We start from the raw sequence: 17,382 nt of genomic DNA, 5'->3' as shown, positions 1-17,382 counted from the left end.
TTATAACAAAGTTATTCATTTATTGAAGAATAAATGAAAGCAATTTGGTGCTTGCATTTTGTAATTTTATATTTAAGCCATGAGAGAAGATTTTCTTCATTATATATGGAAACATAAAAAGTTTCTAATGCTTAATCTAAAAACTGAATCAGGTGAAAGCTTGAGTGTGGTTTCTTTAGGAGAGCATAATTTAAATTCCGGACCAGATTTTTTTAATTCTCAATTATTAATTGGTAATCAACTTTGGGCTGGTAATGTTGAAATTCATGTAAAATCATCGGATTGGTTTTTACACAATCATGAAAATGATAAAGCTTATGATAACGTTATTTTACATGTTGTTTGGGAGCATGATACAGAGGTTTTTAGGAAAGACAATACTGTTATACCTATATTACAACTAAAAAGTTATATTTCAGAATCCGTTTTTAATAAATATAAGCAGTTGTTTAATAGCAAAGATAGATGGATTAATTGTGAAAATGATTTTGCTTCTATAGATGGTTTTCTTTTAAACAATTGGTTAGAGCGTCTGTATTTTGAAAGATTAGAGGAGAAATCTAATTTGATAGAGCAACTTTTGGAAACATCAAAAAACGATTGGGAAGCTGTGCTGTTTAAAATGTTATCAAAAACTTTTGGGTTAAAGGTAAATGGAGATGCTTTTTTAAGTTTAGCACAATCATTAGATTTTTCTGTAGTAAGAAAAACACAATCAACTCAAAAAACTCTTGAGGCGCTTTTGTTTGGTCAAACAGGGTTGTTAAATGATGATATTCAAAATTCTTATTTTTTAAATTTAAAAAAAGACTATCAATTTTTAAAACAGAAATTCAATTTAGAAAACGCACAAGTTTTACAATTACAGTTTTTTAGATTACGTCCAAATAATTTTCCAACTATCAGGTTATCTCAGTTATCTAATTTATACCACAAACACCAAAATCTATTTTCAAAACTAATAGAAAGTAAGAGTTTAAATGAGTTTTATGAGTTATTTAAAGTTGAAACATCCGAATTTTGGGAAAATCACTATACATTTCAAAAAGAATCGAAAAAGTCAAAGAAAGTGTTATCCAAATCTTTTATAGATTTACTATTAATAAATACTATTATTCCTGTTAAATTTAGTTACGCAATACATCAGGGTAAATCTATTAATGATGATATATTAGAACTTATCGCAAAAATAAAATCTGAGAAGAATAGTATTATAGATTCATTTAATAATTTGAAACCAATATCAAAATCGGCTTTACAATCTCAATCACTAATTCAACTAAAAAATCATTATTGCGATAAAAATAAATGTTTACAATGTGTTGTTGGAAACACACTTTTAGGCAAATAAACTTTCAAAGATTTAAACTTAATATTAAATTGCAGCATGAACAGTATTTATAAACCATTATTGTTTTTTCAAAAGCACGGATATTACGTTTGTCAGCGTATCGCAGAACGCTTTGGAATTCGAGCAAAAGTAGTACGCACATCATTTATGTATTTAACTTTTGTCACCTTAGGTTTTGGTTTTGCCTTGTATTTGTTTTTAGCCTTTTGGATGCGTATAAAAGATTTAATTTACACAAAACGTTCGTCAGTATTTGATTTGTAATGCATATGAGTAATCCGCTTATTCGCTTTTTTAGAACCAAGATTTACACCGCCATTTTTTTATTGGTTATTATTCTATTAATTGGTGTAGCTGGTTACAAAATGATATCAGGCTATTCTTGGGTTGATGCGCTATATATGACTGTTATAACCATGACTACAGTTGGTTTTGGGGAGGTAGTTCCGCTTAACGACCAATCAAAAATTTTCACAATATTCTTAATATTAGCAAGTATTGTTATTGTAGGTTATGCTTTATCTATAATCACAGAATACATTTTAAGTAAAAATGATGTTGAAGAATTAAAACAAAAAAAGATGCAAAAAAAGATTGATAGTTTTAAAAACCACGTTGTTATTTGTGGTTATGGTCGTAACGGCAAACAAGCTGTTAGAAAATTATTAGCACATAAAAAATCTTTTGTAGTTATTGAAAAGGATAAGGAAATGGAAGAGCGACTTCAATTAGACGAGGTGCCTTATGTAATAGGAAACGCGAATGAAGACGAAATTCTCTTGCAAGCAGGTATAGAGCGAGCTTCAAATTTCATATCAGCATTACCTAATGATGCTGATAACTTATTTGTAGTACTATCAACAAGACAAATTAATAAAGACATTAATATAATAAGTCGCGCATCAAATGAATCTTCGTATAAAAAATTAAAATTTGCTGGAGCCAATAATGTTATTTTACCAGACAAAATAGGAGGAGACCATATGGCTTCTTTGGTTGTAGTTCCTGGTTTAATGGAGTTTATAGATAATTTATCAATTGTTGGAAAGTCTAATATTAATATTGAAGAAATTGATGTTGAAAAACTATATAATACAAGGCGAATAAAAACTATTAGAGATTTAGATTTAAGAAAAAAAACGGGTTGTACAGTCATAGGTTATAAAGATGAAAATGGAGAGTATATTGTAAATCCTGAGGCTGAATTAGAATTAGCTCCAAATTCTAGGATTATAGTTTTAGGCAGACCAGAACAAATTGAAGAATTAAATTCTGAATACGATATCGATTAGAATTTCTTCTATTTTAACGTTCGTTGTTTTAAAAAACGAATAATTTTTAGCATCTTGCTATCTTTTCAATGTAAATTTTAATAAAAACTAACTAATTTAAAACTTATGAAGAAATTTCTTCTTTCAATTTTCACATTAATTTTACCAGTAATTACATTTGCTCAAGAAGCAGCAGAAAAAGGTTTAGACCAAAGGATAGATGAAGGTTTTAAACCGGTTTCAGACTTTTTTACTGACGTTATATTTTTTAATGTTTGGAAAGATCCAGATATTCCATTTGTATTACTTCTTTTAGTTGGTAGTGCTGCTTTTTTTACCATTTATTTTGGTTTTCCTAATATTAGATTTTTTGGTAAAGCAATTAATACCGTAAGAGGAAAGTATGATGAAATAGAAGGTGGGCATGCAGCTTCTGATACACCAATGACTATTGATGGAGATATTAGAGATACAATTAGAGACGAAAGTCAAGAAGGTGAAGTTTCTCACTTTCAAGCTTTAGCAACAGCAGTATCAGGTACTGTTGGTAATGGAAATATAGCTGGTGTAGCTTTAGCGATTGCTTTAGGTGGTCCGGGAGCAACGTTTTGGATGATTGTTTGTGGTTTATTAGGGATGTCTACAAAATTTGTAGAATGTACACTCGGTGTTCAATACAGAGATGTTGGTGAAGACGGAACTGTTTACGGAGGCCCAATGTACTATATAACTAAAGGTTTAAAAGAAAGAGGGTTTGGGATTCTAGGTAAAATAGCTGCTATTTTATTTGCTATTTTCTGTATTGGAGGTTCTTTTGGCGGTGGTAACGCTGCTCAATCAAATCAAGCAACTGTTGTACTAAAAGAACTTTTAGGTTTAGACAGTTCAAGTGCAGGAGCAATAATAGGTGTGGTTTTAGCTATTTTAGTTGGAATTATAATAATCGGTGGAATTAAAAGAATTGCATCAGTTACCGAAAAAGTAGTGCCATTCATGGCAGTATTATATATTGTAGCGTGTTTGTATATTATTTTAAGTAATTTCTCATTAGTAGATGATGCTTTTGGTTTAATTTTTAGTGAAGCGTTTAATCCGCGTGCTATAGGTGTTGGAGGTGTTATTGGTGTTTTACTAGTTGGTTTTCAGCGTGCAGCATTTTCGAATGAAGCTGGTGCAGGTTCAGCATCTATTGCACATTCGGCTGTAAAAACAAAATATTCTGCTTCTGAAGGTTTAGTGGCTTTATTAGAACCATTTATTGATACTGTTATTATTTGTACAATGACAGCTTTGGTAATTATTATTTTCAATACAGGAGGTGTATTTGAATATGGTGGTGATGGTACAGGTGGTGTATTAATTGATGGGATGCGTTATGAAGGTGCAGGTATAACAGCTCAAGCATTTGCAGAATATATTCCTTATTCAAATATTTTCTTAACTATTGCTGTGGTATTGTTTGCTGTATCAACCATGATATCATGGTCTTATTATGGGTTGCAATCTTGGAAATTCTTATTTGGTAGAGGTAAAACTGCCGATTTAGTCTATAAGCTATTATTCTTATTATTTGTTGTAATTGGAGCTGCGGCTAGTATGAATTCTATTTGGGCATTTTCAGATGCTATGATTTTTGCAATGGTATTCCCGAATATGGTGGGATTATATTTCTTATTCCCAGTTGTTAAAAAACAACTTAAAAGATATTTGGATGCTATAAAAGAAGCTAAAGCTTAAAATCAAGTCTAAATAATATGAAATCTCATTTCACTTTTTCAAAAAATCAGCGAAATGGGATTTTTTTATTGGTACTGGTTATCATAATTCTTCAATCTTTATATTTTTTTATAGACTTTGGTCCAAAAACTTTAGAAGTTAATCAAGACGTTCTATCAACGTTTCAAAAAGAAGTTGATTCGCTCAGATTAGCAAAATTGGAAGAAATAAAACCAAAAATATTTCCGTTTAATCCAAACTATATTACTGATTACAAAGGTGCATCTCTTGGAATGAGTAACGAGGAAATTGACAGATTACTCGCTTTTAGAAAGGAGAATAAGTGGATTAACTCTGCAAAAGAGTTTCAAAAGATTACAAAAGTTTCAGACTCATTGCTAGATGCAATATCTCCTTATTTTAAATTTCCTGAATGGGTAACAAATCCTAAGCAGTCAAGCTTTAACTCAAATTACTCAAACTATAATTATGATAAGGTAAAAACATTTTTACAAAAAAAGGATTTAAATACTGTAACCGCAAAACAATTGCAGCGAGTAAATGGCGTAGGAGCTGTTTTGTCAGAACGCATTATAAAGTGTAGAGATAAATTTAAAGGAGGTTTTATTGCTGATGTTCAGCTTGAAGACGTTTATGGTTTAGCCCCCGAAGTAATTGAAAGGATAAAAAATGATTTTACAGTAAAAACACCAAGAAAAATAAAGAAAATAAACTTGAATAAGGCTTCAGTTGATGATTTGGTCACAATTCAGCACATAGACTACGATGTTGCTTATAATATAGTTGAAGAAAGGCATTTAAGGGAAGGCTTTAAATCCATTAACGAATTAACTAAAGTTAAAGACTTTCCTTTAAATAAAATAAAGATAATTGAATTATATTTGCATCTTGAAAAAGAAAATTAAATGAATAGCATGTACTTCACCGAAGAGCATAACCTTTTTAGAAAAAGCCTTCAACATTTTTTAAAGAAAGAAGTAGTTCCACACATTAACAAATGGGAAAAATCAGGAACCATTGAGCGTTTTATCTGGAAAGAATTCGGAGAAATGGGATTCTTTGGTATAAATTATCCAGAAGCTTATGGTGGCATGAAGCTGGATTTATTTTACACAGTTATTTTTCTAGAAGAACTTCAAAAGATAAATTCAGGCGGTTTTGCAGCAGCAATATGGGCGCATGCATATTTAGCCATGACACACTTAAATGCAGAAGGGGACGAAGCTATCAAACAAAAATATTTAGTACCAAGTATTGCAGGAGATAAAATAGGTTGTTTAGCTATTACAGAACCATTTGGTGGAAGTGATGTGGCAGGCATGCGTACCACAGCAGTTAAAGATGGTGATCATTACATCATAAACGGATCAAAGACCTTCATAACAAATGGTGTTACTAGCGATTATTTAGTGGTAGCTGCAAAAACAACTCCAGAACTTGGTAATAAAGGCATAAGTATATTTGTTTTAGATAGAGATATGGAAGGTGTATCAGCAACCAAACTAGATAAGTTAGGATGGCGAGCATCAGATACTGGAGAAATAGCGTTTGATAATGTAAAAGTACCTGCAGAAAATCTTTTGGGTAAAGAAAATGAAGGCTTTTCATATATAATGCAGCACTTTTCTTTAGAGCGTTTAATAATGGGCGTTAATGCTCATGCGCGTGCAGAATTTGCATTAGATTATGCGCTTCAGTATATGAGCGAGCGTCAAGCATTTGGTAAAACTATCGATAAATTTCAAGCTTTAAGACATAGTATTTCAGATTTATATACTGAAATGGAGTTTTGTAAAACCTTTAACTATGCCGTAACTGCTAGATTAGACAAAGGAGAGTATGTTGTAAAGGAAGCAACCATGTCTAAATTAAAATCTACAAAAGTGGCCGATGATGTTATATATCAATGCCTTCAATTCTTAGGTGGCTATGGTTATATGGAAGAATATCCGATGGCTCGATTACTCCGTGATAGCAGATTAGGGCCTATTGGCGGTGGAACTTCAGAAATACTTCGTGAAATTTTGGCAAAAATCATCATCGATAAAAAAGAGTATAAGCCAGTTACTTAAATTACTTTGTTTTATGCTTGTAATATTTGGGCGTTACCACAAGGGTCGGGCTTTCCACTATATCTTTTGCTTTTTGTCATTCCTGCGAAGGCAGGAATCCATTAGCCGAATTACAGTATCTACAATAAGTCTTTTCTGTTTTGTATAAAGCAAAAGGATGCCGTTTCAATCCCTAACGCGGGCATATTTACTAAATTTAGTTTATGTCAAAAAAAGGGGGAGGTTCGTTTAATGCAAAAATAAAGTTCCGTTTCAATGAACTTTATTAGTTGTTAAACGAAGGTAGATGAATTTTTCTACAAAATCAAGTTAAAAAAACAACTTTATAAATTGCAAACTATAAAAGACTTTTTATATTTGCACCCTGAAAATTCTAAAAGAGAGGAGGTTAAGATACTATGTTAATAATTCCAGTTAAAGAAGGAGAAAATATAGATAGAGCGTTAAAGCGTTACAAACGTAAGTTTGTTAGAACAACAGTTAAAAATCAGTTGCAAGAGCGAAAGCAATACACTAAACCTTCTGTTGAGCGTAGAGCACAAATTCAAAAAGCTCAATATGTTCAGAGCTTAAGAGATTTAGAAGAGGTGTAAAAAAAATCAGCTTTTAAATATCATACAATCCCACTTTTTTTACAGTGGGATTTTTTTTATTTAGTAATTTATTTAATGTCATTTTAAAGTTGCTGTATTAACTTTTAACTTTTAACTTTAAGCTTTTAACTATTATTAGGTATGTCTTTAAAATCATTTTCAGATTATTTATTGCTAGAAAAGAATTACTCGTTATTAACGGTAAATGCTTATGCTAGTGATTTAGATGATTTTTCAAAATTTATTAAAACTGAGTACGATTCAAATTCAGTTACTGAAGTTAATTATTCTCAAATTAGAAGTTGGATTGTTTATTTGGTTGAAAAAAAAATATCCAATAGAAGTATAAATAGAAAAGTTTCAGCACTTAATACATATTATAAATTTCTTTTAAAAATAGGCGATATAGAAATTAATCCGTTGGCAAAGCATAAAGCATTAAAAACCAGCAAAAAAATTCAAGTACCTTTTTCAGAAAAGGAAATTACCATGGTTTTGGATGATTTTAATTTTGATAACGACTTTGAGGGTATTCGCGATAAGCTTATTATAGAGTTGTTTTATTCAACAGGAATAAGACGTATAGAATTAGTTGAATTAAAACTAACAAGCTTAGACTTGCATAATAAAACGTTAAAGGTGTTAGGTAAAAGAAATAAAGAACGCATAGTACCGTTATTAGAGACAGTATTAATAACCTTAAAAAAATACCTAAATAAAAGAGATGAGTTAGAGTTAATTATAGATAAAGATCATTTATTCTTAACCAAGAAAGGCGTTAAAATATATGAAACACTTGTTTACAGAATAATAAATGATTATTTTAGTGTGGCATCTTCAAAAGTAAAAAAGAGTCCTCATATATTAAGGCACTCTTTTGCTACTCATTTACTCAACCAAGGTGCAGATTTAAATACTGTTAAAGAGCTTTTAGGTCATTCTAGTTTAGCAGCAACACAGGTCTATACTCACAATAGTATAGCAGAATTAAAAAAGGTGCATATAAAAGCACACCCAAGAAGTAAAGAATAATATTGTCTAACCAAAAACGATAAGTATGAAAGTAAACACACAATCAGTTAATTTCAATGCTGATAAAAAGCTAATTGATTTTATTCAAAAACGCATGGACAAGTTAGATATGTTTTATGATAAAGTAATAAAATCTGATGTTTATTTGAAAGTAGAAAACACAAGCGACAAAGAAAATAAAATATTTGAAGCTAGAGTTAGTGTGCCGGGTGATAGTTTAATAGTAAAGAAGCAATGTAAATCGTTTGAAGAAGGTGCAGATATGGCTGTTTCCTCGTTAGAACGCCAGCTTAAAAAAAGGAAAGAAAAATTAAGAGCATATTTATAATAAAATTTCTCAAAAAATGTTTTGAATAAAGTAAAAAATCTATACATTTGCAGTCCGTTAGAAATAGCGGGCTTTTTTTATGTGGAATTTTTGTAAAAAAACACAAGAAAGCCGATGTAGCTCAGCTGGCTAGAGCAGCTGATTTGTAATCAGCAGGTCGTGGGTTCGAGTCCCTCCATCGGCTCAAGTTCTTTAAAAAATTGAAATAAGTTAATTGGGGAGATACTCAAGCGGCCAACGAGGGCAGACTGTAAATCTGCTGACTACGTCTTCGCAGGTTCGAATCCTGCTCTCCCCACAACTTTTTCTAATTTTTTGTTTAAGTATTGAAAACCAAACAAGCGAAAGCTTGTTAAAATTGCGAGAGTAGCTCAGTTGGTAGAGCGTCAGCCTTCCAAGCTGAATGTCGCCGGTTCGAACCCGGTCTCTCGCTCTAAAATTCCTGCGAAGGCAGGAATCTCTTCTTTCAATTTATGCAATCATGAATGATTGTTTGAGAGAAAAGGAAATAAAAACTTTACGCCGGTGTAGCTCAGGGGTAGAGCGTTTCCTTGGTAAGGAAGAGGTCACGAGTTCAAATCTCGTCATTGGCTCTATGTTAGAGTAAAAAAAAATAGAATACACTAATATTATTATATAACTAAGATTAAAATTATTTAAAAACATGGCAAAGGCAACTTTCGATCGTTCAAAACCCCACTTAAATATTGGTACAATTGGACACGTAGATCACGGTAAAACAACTTTAACTGCTGCTATTACTAAAGTATTAGCTGATGCAGGTTTATCAGAAGCAAAAGACTTCGATCAAATTGATAACGCTCCAGAAGAAAAAGAGAGAGGTATCACAATTAATACATCTCACGTAGAATATCAAACAGCTAACCGTCACTATGCTCACGTTGACTGTCCAGGTCACGCCGATTATGTAAAGAACATGGTAACTGGTGCTGCACAGATGGATGGTGCTATTTTAGTGGTTGCGGCAACTGATGGTCCTATGCCACAAACTCGTGAGCACATCCTTTTAGGACGTCAGGTAGGAATTCCTCGTATCGTTGTATTCATGAATAAAGTGGATATGGTTGATGACGAAGAATTACTTGAGTTAGTAGATATGGAAATCAGAGATTTATTGTCTTTCTATGAGTACGATGGAGATAATGGTCCTGTAATTGCTGGTTCAGCTTTAGGTGCACTTAATGGTGAGCAAAAATGGGTTGATACGGTAATGGAATTAATGGCAGCTTGTGATGAGTGGATTGAAGAGCCTGTTCGTGATATGGATAAGCCTTTCTTAATGCCTATTGAAGATGTATTCTCTATTACTGGTCGTGGTACTGTAGCAACTGGTAGAATTGAAACTGGTGTTGCTAATACTGGAGATCCTGTAGAGATTATTGGTATGGGTGCTGAGAAATTGACATCTACTATTACTGGTATTGAAATGTTCCGTCAAATATTAGATAGAGGTGAAGCTGGTGATAACGCTGGTATCTTATTAAGAGGTATTGAGAAATCTCAAATCTCTAGAGGTATGGTTATTACTAAACCAGGTTCGGTTACTCCACACGCTAAATTTAAAGCTGAGGTTTATATCCTTAAGAAAGAAGAAGGTGGACGTCATACTCCATTCCATAATAACTACCGTCCACAGTTTTACGTTCGTACAACTGACGTAACTGGAAACATTGCGCTTCCTGATGGAGTTGAAATGGTAATGCCTGGAGATAACTTAACAATTACTGTTGAGTTAATAAACACTATTGCAATGAACGTAGGTTTACGTTTCGCTATCCGTGAAGGTGGTAGAACAGTAGGTGCAGGTCAGGTAACTGAGATATTAGACTAATAAAGTTTAAATAAATATAGAGTTAAGGTATTTCGTTTTTCGGAATACCTTGACTTATATTTACGGGTTTAGCTCAGTTGGTAGAGCACTGGTCTCCAAAACCAGGTGTCGGGAGTTCGAGTCTCTCAACCCGTGCAATACAAAATTGAGTATCATTTCAATTTAGATTAAAAAAGAAATAACATGGCTGGAATTGTAAATTATATTAAAGAATCATTCGGAGAACTAAAAAACAATGTGTCTTGGCCTACATGGGCAGAAGCACAAAGTTTAACGGTTTTAGTTGCTGTTTTCTCTATAATATTTTCACTTGCTATTTGGGGTGTAGATACAGTTTTTAGTAAAGTTATAACGTATTACTTTGATTTAATTAAATAAGAATTTATCTATGTCTGAAGTAAGCGAAAAAAAGTGGTACGTTGTTCGTGCAGTAAGTGGTCAAGAAAACAAAATTAAAACCTATATCGAGAATGAAATTGCTCGTTTAGGAATGCAAGATTATGTTGATCAGGTACTAGTACCAACGGAAAAAGTAATTCAAATCCGTAATGGAAAAAAAATCCAGAAAGAGAAAACATTTTTTCCTGGATATATTATGATTCAAGCTAATTTAACGGGTGAAGTACCTCATATCATAAAAGGTATAACCAACGTTATAGGCTTTTTAGGTGAAACTAAAGGAGGAGATCCAGTACCTTTAAGACAATCTGAAGTAAACAGAATGTTAGGTAAAGTTGATGAATTAGCAGTAGAAGAGAGTGCAAATGTTGCCATTCCTTTTACTAAAGGAGAAACGGTTAAGGTTATAGATGGTCCTTTCAATGGATTTGATGGAACTATCGAAAAGATAAATGAAGAAAAGCGTAAGCTTGAAGTAATGGTTAAAATTTTTGGAAGAAAAACACCATTAGAGTTAAGTTATATGCAAGTTGAAAAAGTTTAATAGTGTTACATTACGATAGATGAATTTTTCGCTTCCAAAAGAAAGGTTTATCAAAATTAAATTAATTATTAAAAATGGCAAAAGAATTAGGTAAAGTAGTTAAGTTACAAGTTCGGGGAGGTGCTGCGAATCCATCGCCACCGGTTGGACCCGCTTTAGGAGCTGCAGGTGTTAACATCATGGAGTTCTGTAAGCAATTCAATGCCAGAACCCAAGATAAGCCCGGTAAAGTATTACCAGTGGTTATATCTGTTTACAAAGACAAATCATTTGATTTTGTAATAAAAACTCCGCCAGCAGCAGTTCAATTATTAGAATCTGCAAAGGTGAAGAAAGGGTCTGGAGAGCCAAACCGAAAAAAAGTAGCTAAAGTATCTTGGGATCAGGTTAAAACCATCGCAGAAGACAAAATGGTAGATTTAAATGCATTTACAATTGAATCTGCAATGAAAATGGTTGCTGGTACAGCAAGATCGATGGGAATAACTGTAACAGGAAAATTTCCTTCTTAATCTATAAAAGACATTAGAAAATGGCAAGATTAACAAAAAAGCAAAAAGAAGCTTTAGCGAAAATTGAAAAAGGTAAAATTTATTCTGTTGATGAAGCATCGGCATTAATAAAAGAGATTACCAATACTAAGTTTGACGCATCAGTTGATTTAGCAGTACGTTTAGGAGTAGATCCTCGTAAAGCTAATCAAATGGTAAGAGGTGTGGTTTCTTTACCACACGGAACTGGTAAGGATATGAAAGTATTAGCATTAGTAACACCAGATAAAGAAGCGGAAGCTAAAGAAGCTGGAGCTGATTACGTAGGTTTAGACGAGTACCTTGATAAAATTAAAGGTGGTTGGACTGACGTTGACGTTATTGTTACTATGCCAAGTGTTATGGGTAAATTAGGTCCTTTAGGACGTGTATTAGGTCCTCGTGGTTTAATGCCTAACCCAAAAACAGGTACAGTAACAATGGATGTTGCAAAAGCAGTAAGTGAAGTAAAAGCTGGTAAAATTGACTTTAAAGTTGATAAAACTGGTATTGTTCACGCGGCTATAGGAAAAGCATCTTTTAGTGCTGATAAAATTGCGGGTAACGCAAATGAATTATTAACAACATTAATGAAACTAAAACCGACAACCGCTAAGGGTGTTTATGTAAAAAGCATATTTATGTCTTCTACAATGAGCCCAAGTTTGGCGATTGATCCTAAAATTGGTTAATTAAGTTAAAACTTTAAATTATGACTAGAGAAGAAAAATCACAAGTAATTGAGGACTTAACTGCAGAATTAGCTAATAATGCAAATATCTATTTAACAGATATTTCAGGATTAAATGCAGGTTCTACTTCAGATTTGCGTCGTGCAGCTTTTAAAGCAAACGTGCAAATGGCAGTTGTTAAAAACACATTACTTGAAAAAGCTATGGAAGCTTCAGATAAAGAATTTGGAGACCTTGCATCAGTTTTAAAAGGAAATACATCAGTGATGTATTCTGAAACCGGTAATGCACCAGCTAAGTTAATTAAAAACTTCCGTAAAAAATCTGAAAAGCCTTTATTAAAAGGAGCTTTTATTGAGGAAGCAGTTTATATTGGCGATGAGCAATTAGACATGTTAGTAGATATCAAATCTAAAGAAGAATTGATTGGAGAGATTGTTACTTTATTACAATCACCTGCTAAAAATGTTATTTCTGCACTTAAATCAGGTGGAGGAACAATAGCTGGAATTATTAAAACGCTATCTGAAAAAGAAGGATAGTCTTAAATAGTACGCACTTTATTACAAATATATTATTACAAAATTATTAAAACGATAGAAAAATGGCAGATTTAAAAGATTTCGCAGAACAATTAGTTAACCTTACTGTAAAAGAAGTAAATGAGTTAGCAACTATATTAAAAGATGAGTATGGTATCGAGCCTGCTGCTGCTGCTGCAGTTGCTGTTGCTGGTCCTGCTGGAGGTGGAGAAGCTGAAGAAGCTCAAACTGAATTTGATGTAATCTTAAAAGCGGCAGGTGGTTCTAAACTAGCTGTAGTAAAATTAGTTAAGGAATTAACTGGTTTAGGTTTAAAAGAAGCTAAAGGTTTAGTTGATGAAGCACCAAGTGCTATTAAAGAAGGTATCGCTAAAGATGAAGCTGAAGCTTTAAAAGCATCTTTAGAAGAGGCTGGAGCTGAGGTTGAGCTTAAGTAAGCTTTACAACTCAAGAATACAAAGGTTTAGGTCTGGAGAGTAGTCTCTAAGACCTAGACCATTTTGCGTATATAATCATATGCACAAATAAAATCTCAAAACAGCACTTAATATAAATTAATATTAGTGTTGTTTATCTAGTGTTTCAAGGCACTATCAATATTTTTTTAATCAAAATTTCGTCCATTGATGTTAACAACACAAGCTGAAAGATTAAATTTCTCGTCTATTGTAAACAAGACAGAATATCCAGATTTCTTGGATATTCAGATAAAATCCTTCCAGGATTTTTTCCAGTTAGAAACAAAATCAGAAGAAAGAGGTGATGAAGGTCTTTATAATACCTTCATGGAAAACTTTCCAATTACAGATTCACGTAATCAATTCGTTTTAGAATTTTTAGATTACTTTGTTGATCCACCAAGATATGCTATTGAAGAGTGTATTGAAAGAGGGTTAACTTATAGCGTTCCACTGAAGGCTAGGTTAAAGTTGTATTGTACAGACCCTGAACATGAGGATTTCGAAACCATTGTTCAAGATGTGTATTTAGGAACTATACCTTACATGACGCCCTCTGGTACATTTTGTATTAACGGTGCAGAACGTGTTGTAGTATCTCAATTACACCGTTCACCTGGGGTTTTCTTTGGACAATCTTTCCATGCAAATGGTACAAAATTATATTCAGCAAGGGTTATACCTTTTAAAGGATCTTGGATTGAGTTTGCTACAGATATCAATCAAGTGATGTATGCTTACATTGATAGGAAGAAAAAGTTACCTGTAACAACGCTTTTCCGTGCTATCGGTTTTGAGCGTGATAAAGATATTTTAGAGATTTTTGATTTAGCAGAAGAGGTTAAAGTATCAAAATCTGGATTGAAGAAATACTTAGGAAGAAAATTAGCTGCTCGTGTGCTTAATACATGGCATGAGGATTTTGTTGATGAAGACACTGGTGAGGTTGTATCTATAGAGCGTAATGAAATTGTGCTTGATCGAGATACAGTTCTTGATAAAGAAAATATAGAAGAAATTCTTGAAGCAGAAGTAAAAACAATTTTACTTCACAAAGAAACTTCAGAGCAAGGTGATTATGCTATTATTCATAACACGCTTCAAAAAGATCCAACAAACTCTGAAAAAGAAGCTGTTGAACATATCTATAGACAATTACGTAATGCTGAGCCGCCAGATGAGGAAACAGCACGTGGTATTATAGATAAATTATTCTTTAGTGACCAACGTTACTCTTTAGGAGAAGTTGGGCGTTATAGAATGAACAAGAAATTACAGTTAGATATTGGTATGGATAAGCAAGTGCTTACCAAAGAAGATATCATTACTATCATAAAATATTTAATCGAGCTTATCAACTCTAAAGCAGAGATTGATGATATTGATCACCTATCAAACCGTCGTGTACGTACTGTTGGCGAACAATTATCTTCTCAGTTTGGTGTTGGTTTAGCACGTATGGCACGTACTATTCGTGAACGTATGAACGTTCGTGATAACGAGGTGTTTACGCCAATAGATTTAATTAATGCGAAGACATTATCGTCAGTAATTAATTCATTCTTTGGAACAAACCAGTTATCTCAGTTTATGGATCAAACAAATCCATTAGCGGAGATTACACATAAGCGTCGTTTATCAGCTCTTGGACCAGGAGGTTTATCAAGAGAAAGAGCCGGGTTTGAGGTTCGTGATGTTCACTATACACACTACGGTCGTTTATGTCCAATTGAAACACCAGAGGGACCAAATATTGGTTTAATATCTTCACTTTCAGTATTTGCAAAAGTGAATTCTATGGGATTCATTGAAACACCATATAGAAAAGTAACTGATGGTGTTGTTGACATTAAAAACGCACCTACATACTTAAGTGCTGAAGAAGAAGAAGAAAAATTAATCGCTCAAGCAACTGTAGAAGTTGATGACAATGGTAAGATTCTTCATGACAAGGTAATTGCAAGAATGGAAGGTGATTTCCCAGTAATAGATCCGAACGCATTACATTACACGGATGTTGCACCAAATCAAATTTCATCTATATCAGCATCTTTGATTCCATTCTTAGAGCATGATGATGCGAATAGAGCCTTGATGGGATCTAACATGATGCGTCAAGCGGTTCCATTACTAAGAGTAGATGCTCCTATTGTTGGTACAGGTTTAGAGCGTCAAGTAGCATCAGATTCAAGAGTATTAATTAATGCTGAAGGAACTGGAGAAGTACTTTACGTTGATGCAAATGAAATTAAAATAAGATATGATCGTACAGAAGATGAAGCTAAAGTAAGTTTTGATTCTGATATTAAAACATATCAATTAGTTAAATTCAGAAAAACAAACCAAGGAACTTCTATTAACCTTAAACCAATCGTAGTTAAAGGTGATAAAGTAACAAAAGGTCAAGTTTTATGTGAGGGATATGCGACTCAAAAAGGAGAGCTAGCCTTAGGTAGAAATATGAAAGTAGCCTTTATGCCTTGGAAAGGGTATAACTTTGAGGATGCGATTGTAATCTCAGAAAAGGTAGTTCGTGAAGATATATTCACATCAATTCATATTGATGAATATTCTTTGGATGTTAGAGATACTAAATTAGGTAATGAGGAATTAACTAATGATATTCCAAACGTTTCAGAAGAGGCTACTAAAGATTTAGATGAATACGGAATGATTCGTGTTGGAGCTGAAGTAAAGCCTGGTGATATCTTAATTGGTAAAATCACACCAAAAGGTGAATCTGATCCAACTCCTGAAGAAAAATTATTACGTGCCATTTTTGGTGATAAAGCAGGAGATGTTAAAGATGCATCTTTAAAAGCTTCACCTTCATTACATGGTGTTGTAATTGAAAAGAAATTATTTGCAAGAGCTGTAAAAGATAAGCGTAAAAGAGCTCAAGATAAAGATGATATTCTAGCTTTAGAAGCTCAGTATGACAGAAAATTTGATGAGCTACAAGAAGTATTAGTTGAAAAACTTTTTGCTATTGTAAATGGTAAAACAGCTCAAGGTATTTTTAATGATTTAGGTGAAGAAGTTTTACCAAAGGGTAAAAAATTCACGCTTAAAATGTTAAATGCTGTTGATGATTACGCGCATTTAGTTTCTGGAAAATGGACAACTGATGATTACACAAATCAACTAGTTTCAGAATTAATCCACAACTACAAGATAAAAGAAAATGACTTGCAAGGTTCGTTACGTCGTGAGAAATTTACAATCTCTGTAGGTGATGAGTTACCAGCAGGTATTATCAAACTAGCAAAAGTTTATATTGCTAAGAAACGTAAACTTAAAGTTGGTGATAAAATGGCGGGTCGTCACGGTAACAAAGGTATTGTTGCTCGTATTGTTCGTCAAGAAGATATGCCATTCTTAGAAGATGGAACTCCTGTAGATATTGTTCTTAATCCACTTGGTGTACCATCTCGTATGAACATCGGGCAGATTTATGAAACTGTATTAGGATGGGCAGGTCAAAAACTAGGTCGTAAATACGCGACTCCAATTTTTGATGGTGCTACAATAGATCAAATTAACGGATTTACAGATGAAGCTGGAATTCCAAGATATGGACATACTTATTTATACGATGGTGGAACAGGTGAGCGTTTCGATCAACCAGCAACTGTTGGTGTGATTTACATGCTGAAACTAGGACACATGGTTGACGATAAAATGCATGCACGTTCTATTGGACCTTACTCATTAATTACACAACAACCATTAGGTGGTAAAGCACAATTTGGTGGTCAGCGTTTTGGTGAGATGGAAGTTTGGGCACTTGAAGCATATGGTGCATCAAGTACCTTACGTGAGATCTTAACTGTAAAATCTGATGATGTTATTGGTAGAGCTAAAACTTACGAAAGTATAGTTAAGGGTGAGCCAATGCCAGATCCAGGTTTACCAGAATCTTTCAATGTATTAATGCATGAATTGAAAGGTTTAGGTTTAGACATCAGATTAGAGGAGTAG

The 17,382-nt window shown here is 33.2% G+C and carries 17 protein-coding genes and 5 tRNA genes; all 22 read left to right on the top strand.

All coding sequences use genetic code 11. The features are described 5' to 3' along the window. The first annotated feature begins 79 nt into the window (after window positions 1-79). The 22 genes from ABD939_RS00550 (at window position 80) to rpoB (ending at window position 17,382) form a co-directional block, all read left to right on the top strand. Window positions 80-1,351 (top strand): DUF2851 family protein, encoded by a 1,272-nt coding sequence (locus tag ABD939_RS00550; RefSeq protein ID WP_345163145.1) that lies wholly within the window; start codon window positions 80-82, stop codon window positions 1,349-1,351. A 36-nt stretch (window positions 1,352-1,387) separates the two neighbouring features. After that, on the top strand, window positions 1,388-1,615 hold the full coding sequence (locus ABD939_RS00545; RefSeq protein WP_345163142.1) for a PspC domain-containing protein: 228 nt from the start codon (window positions 1,388-1,390) through the stop codon (window positions 1,613-1,615). Between the two features lie 5 nt (window positions 1,616-1,620). After that, window positions 1,621-2,643, top strand: a complete 1,023-nt coding sequence (locus ABD939_RS00540) for a potassium channel family protein (RefSeq protein ID WP_345163140.1) — start codon at window positions 1,621-1,623, stop codon at window positions 2,641-2,643. A 105-nt stretch (window positions 2,644-2,748) separates the two neighbouring features. Next, the gene (locus ABD939_RS00535) at window positions 2,749-4,359 is read left to right on the top strand and encodes an alanine/glycine:cation symporter family protein (RefSeq protein ID WP_345163137.1); all 1,611 of its coding nucleotides are present in this window, start codon (window positions 2,749-2,751) and stop codon (window positions 4,357-4,359) included. 17 nt (window positions 4,360-4,376) lie between these two features. After that, on the top strand, window positions 4,377-5,264 hold the full coding sequence (locus ABD939_RS00530; protein ID WP_345163134.1) for a ComEA family DNA-binding protein: 888 nt from the start codon (window positions 4,377-4,379) through the stop codon (window positions 5,262-5,264). Continuing rightward, a complete protein-coding gene (locus tag ABD939_RS00525) occupies window positions 5,265-6,431 on the top strand; it encodes an acyl-CoA dehydrogenase family protein (protein ID WP_345163131.1) in 1,167 nt (388 codons plus the stop codon). A gap of 398 nt (window positions 6,432-6,829) precedes the next feature. Beyond that, the gene (gene rpsU / locus ABD939_RS00520) at window positions 6,830-7,024 is read left to right on the top strand and encodes a 30S ribosomal protein S21 (protein WP_345163128.1); all 195 of its coding nucleotides are present in this window, start codon (window positions 6,830-6,832) and stop codon (window positions 7,022-7,024) included. Between the two features lie 141 nt (window positions 7,025-7,165). Further along, window positions 7,166-8,056, top strand: a complete 891-nt coding sequence (locus tag ABD939_RS00515) for a tyrosine-type recombinase/integrase (protein WP_345163125.1) — start codon at window positions 7,166-7,168, stop codon at window positions 8,054-8,056. A gap of 25 nt (window positions 8,057-8,081) precedes the next feature. After that, window positions 8,082-8,384 carry a ribosome hibernation-promoting factor, HPF/YfiA family gene (hpf, locus tag ABD939_RS00510; RefSeq protein ID WP_345163122.1) on the top strand — a complete coding sequence of 101 codons (303 nt, stop codon included), beginning with the start codon at window positions 8,082-8,084 and terminating at the stop codon, window positions 8,382-8,384. A gap of 110 nt (window positions 8,385-8,494) precedes the next feature. Further along, window positions 8,495-8,568 (top strand) — tRNA-Thr (locus ABD939_RS00505). A gap of 32 nt (window positions 8,569-8,600) precedes the next feature. Then, a tRNA-Tyr gene (locus ABD939_RS00500) sits at window positions 8,601-8,682 on the top strand. A 62-nt stretch (window positions 8,683-8,744) separates the two neighbouring features. Next, window positions 8,745-8,817, top strand: a tRNA-Gly gene (locus tag ABD939_RS00495). Between the two features lie 88 nt (window positions 8,818-8,905). Next, window positions 8,906-8,977: transfer RNA gene (locus tag ABD939_RS00490), tRNA-Thr, on the top strand. A gap of 71 nt (window positions 8,978-9,048) precedes the next feature. Next, window positions 9,049-10,236 carry an elongation factor Tu gene (gene tuf, locus ABD939_RS00485; protein WP_345163119.1) on the top strand — a complete coding sequence of 396 codons (1,188 nt, stop codon included), beginning with the start codon at window positions 9,049-9,051 and terminating at the stop codon, window positions 10,234-10,236. Window positions 10,237-10,298: 62 nt separating this feature from the next. Next, window positions 10,299-10,371 (top strand) — tRNA-Trp (locus tag ABD939_RS00480). Between the two features lie 48 nt (window positions 10,372-10,419). Then, window positions 10,420-10,614, top strand: a complete 195-nt coding sequence (gene secE, locus ABD939_RS00475; RefSeq protein WP_345163117.1) for a preprotein translocase subunit SecE — start codon at window positions 10,420-10,422, stop codon at window positions 10,612-10,614. 10 nt (window positions 10,615-10,624) lie between these two features. Beyond that, a complete protein-coding gene (nusG, locus tag ABD939_RS00470; RefSeq protein WP_345163114.1) occupies window positions 10,625-11,179 on the top strand; it encodes a transcription termination/antitermination protein NusG in 555 nt (184 codons plus the stop codon). Between the two features lie 74 nt (window positions 11,180-11,253). Then, the gene (gene rplK / locus ABD939_RS00465) at window positions 11,254-11,691 is read left to right on the top strand and encodes a 50S ribosomal protein L11 (RefSeq protein WP_271559721.1); all 438 of its coding nucleotides are present in this window, start codon (window positions 11,254-11,256) and stop codon (window positions 11,689-11,691) included. A gap of 20 nt (window positions 11,692-11,711) precedes the next feature. After that, the gene (gene rplA / locus ABD939_RS00460; RefSeq protein ID WP_345163106.1) at window positions 11,712-12,401 is read left to right on the top strand and encodes a 50S ribosomal protein L1; all 690 of its coding nucleotides are present in this window, start codon (window positions 11,712-11,714) and stop codon (window positions 12,399-12,401) included. A gap of 20 nt (window positions 12,402-12,421) precedes the next feature. Next, window positions 12,422-12,943, top strand: coding sequence for a 50S ribosomal protein L10 (gene rplJ, locus ABD939_RS00455; protein ID WP_345163103.1), 522 nt, complete (start codon window positions 12,422-12,424; stop codon window positions 12,941-12,943). 62 nt (window positions 12,944-13,005) lie between these two features. Further along, the gene (gene rplL / locus ABD939_RS00450; RefSeq protein ID WP_345163100.1) at window positions 13,006-13,380 is read left to right on the top strand and encodes a 50S ribosomal protein L7/L12; all 375 of its coding nucleotides are present in this window, start codon (window positions 13,006-13,008) and stop codon (window positions 13,378-13,380) included. Window positions 13,381-13,569: 189 nt separating this feature from the next. After that, window positions 13,570-17,382 (top strand): DNA-directed RNA polymerase subunit beta, encoded by a 3,813-nt coding sequence (rpoB, locus tag ABD939_RS00445; RefSeq protein WP_345164049.1) that lies wholly within the window; start codon window positions 13,570-13,572, stop codon window positions 17,380-17,382.

Source organism: Algibacter aquimarinus (assembly GCF_039543265.1).
GTDB classification, from domain to species: Bacteria; Bacteroidota; Bacteroidia; order Flavobacteriales; family Flavobacteriaceae; genus Algibacter_B; species Algibacter_B aquimarinus.
This window is presented reverse-complemented; position numbering and strand designations above follow the sequence as displayed.

What these genes read in the sequence shown, in the direction of transcription:
- rplK (WP_271559721.1), top strand. Translation starts at nt 11,254, where the DNA reads ATGGCAAAAGAATTAGGTAAAGTAGTTAAGTTACAAGTTCGGGGAGGT.
- rpsU (WP_345163128.1), top strand. Translation starts at nt 6,830, where the DNA reads ATGTTAATAATTCCAGTTAAAGAAGGAGAAAATATAGATAGAGCGTTA.
- rplJ (WP_345163103.1), top strand. Translation starts at nt 12,422, where the DNA reads ATGACTAGAGAAGAAAAATCACAAGTAATTGAGGACTTAACTGCAGAA.
- tuf (WP_345163119.1), top strand. Translation starts at nt 9,049, where the DNA reads ATGGCAAAGGCAACTTTCGATCGTTCAAAACCCCACTTAAATATTGGT.
- ABD939_RS00525 (WP_345163131.1), top strand. Translation starts at nt 5,265, where the DNA reads ATGAATAGCATGTACTTCACCGAAGAGCATAACCTTTTTAGAAAAAGC.
- ABD939_RS00545 (WP_345163142.1), top strand. Translation starts at nt 1,388, where the DNA reads ATGAACAGTATTTATAAACCATTATTGTTTTTTCAAAAGCACGGATAT.
- rplL (WP_345163100.1), top strand. Translation starts at nt 13,006, where the DNA reads ATGGCAGATTTAAAAGATTTCGCAGAACAATTAGTTAACCTTACTGTA.
- secE (WP_345163117.1), top strand. Translation starts at nt 10,420, where the DNA reads ATGGCTGGAATTGTAAATTATATTAAAGAATCATTCGGAGAACTAAAA.
- ABD939_RS00550 (WP_345163145.1), top strand. Translation starts at nt 80, where the DNA reads ATGAGAGAAGATTTTCTTCATTATATATGGAAACATAAAAAGTTTCTA.
- ABD939_RS00540 (WP_345163140.1), top strand. Translation starts at nt 1,621, where the DNA reads ATGAGTAATCCGCTTATTCGCTTTTTTAGAACCAAGATTTACACCGCC.
- ABD939_RS00515 (WP_345163125.1), top strand. Translation starts at nt 7,166, where the DNA reads ATGTCTTTAAAATCATTTTCAGATTATTTATTGCTAGAAAAGAATTAC.
- rpoB (WP_345164049.1), top strand. Translation starts at nt 13,570, where the DNA reads ATGTTAACAACACAAGCTGAAAGATTAAATTTCTCGTCTATTGTAAAC.
- nusG (WP_345163114.1), top strand. Translation starts at nt 10,625, where the DNA reads ATGTCTGAAGTAAGCGAAAAAAAGTGGTACGTTGTTCGTGCAGTAAGT.
- ABD939_RS00535 (WP_345163137.1), top strand. Translation starts at nt 2,749, where the DNA reads ATGAAGAAATTTCTTCTTTCAATTTTCACATTAATTTTACCAGTAATT.
- hpf (WP_345163122.1), top strand. Translation starts at nt 8,082, where the DNA reads ATGAAAGTAAACACACAATCAGTTAATTTCAATGCTGATAAAAAGCTA.
- ABD939_RS00530 (WP_345163134.1), top strand. Translation starts at nt 4,377, where the DNA reads ATGAAATCTCATTTCACTTTTTCAAAAAATCAGCGAAATGGGATTTTT.
- rplA (WP_345163106.1), top strand. Translation starts at nt 11,712, where the DNA reads ATGGCAAGATTAACAAAAAAGCAAAAAGAAGCTTTAGCGAAAATTGAA.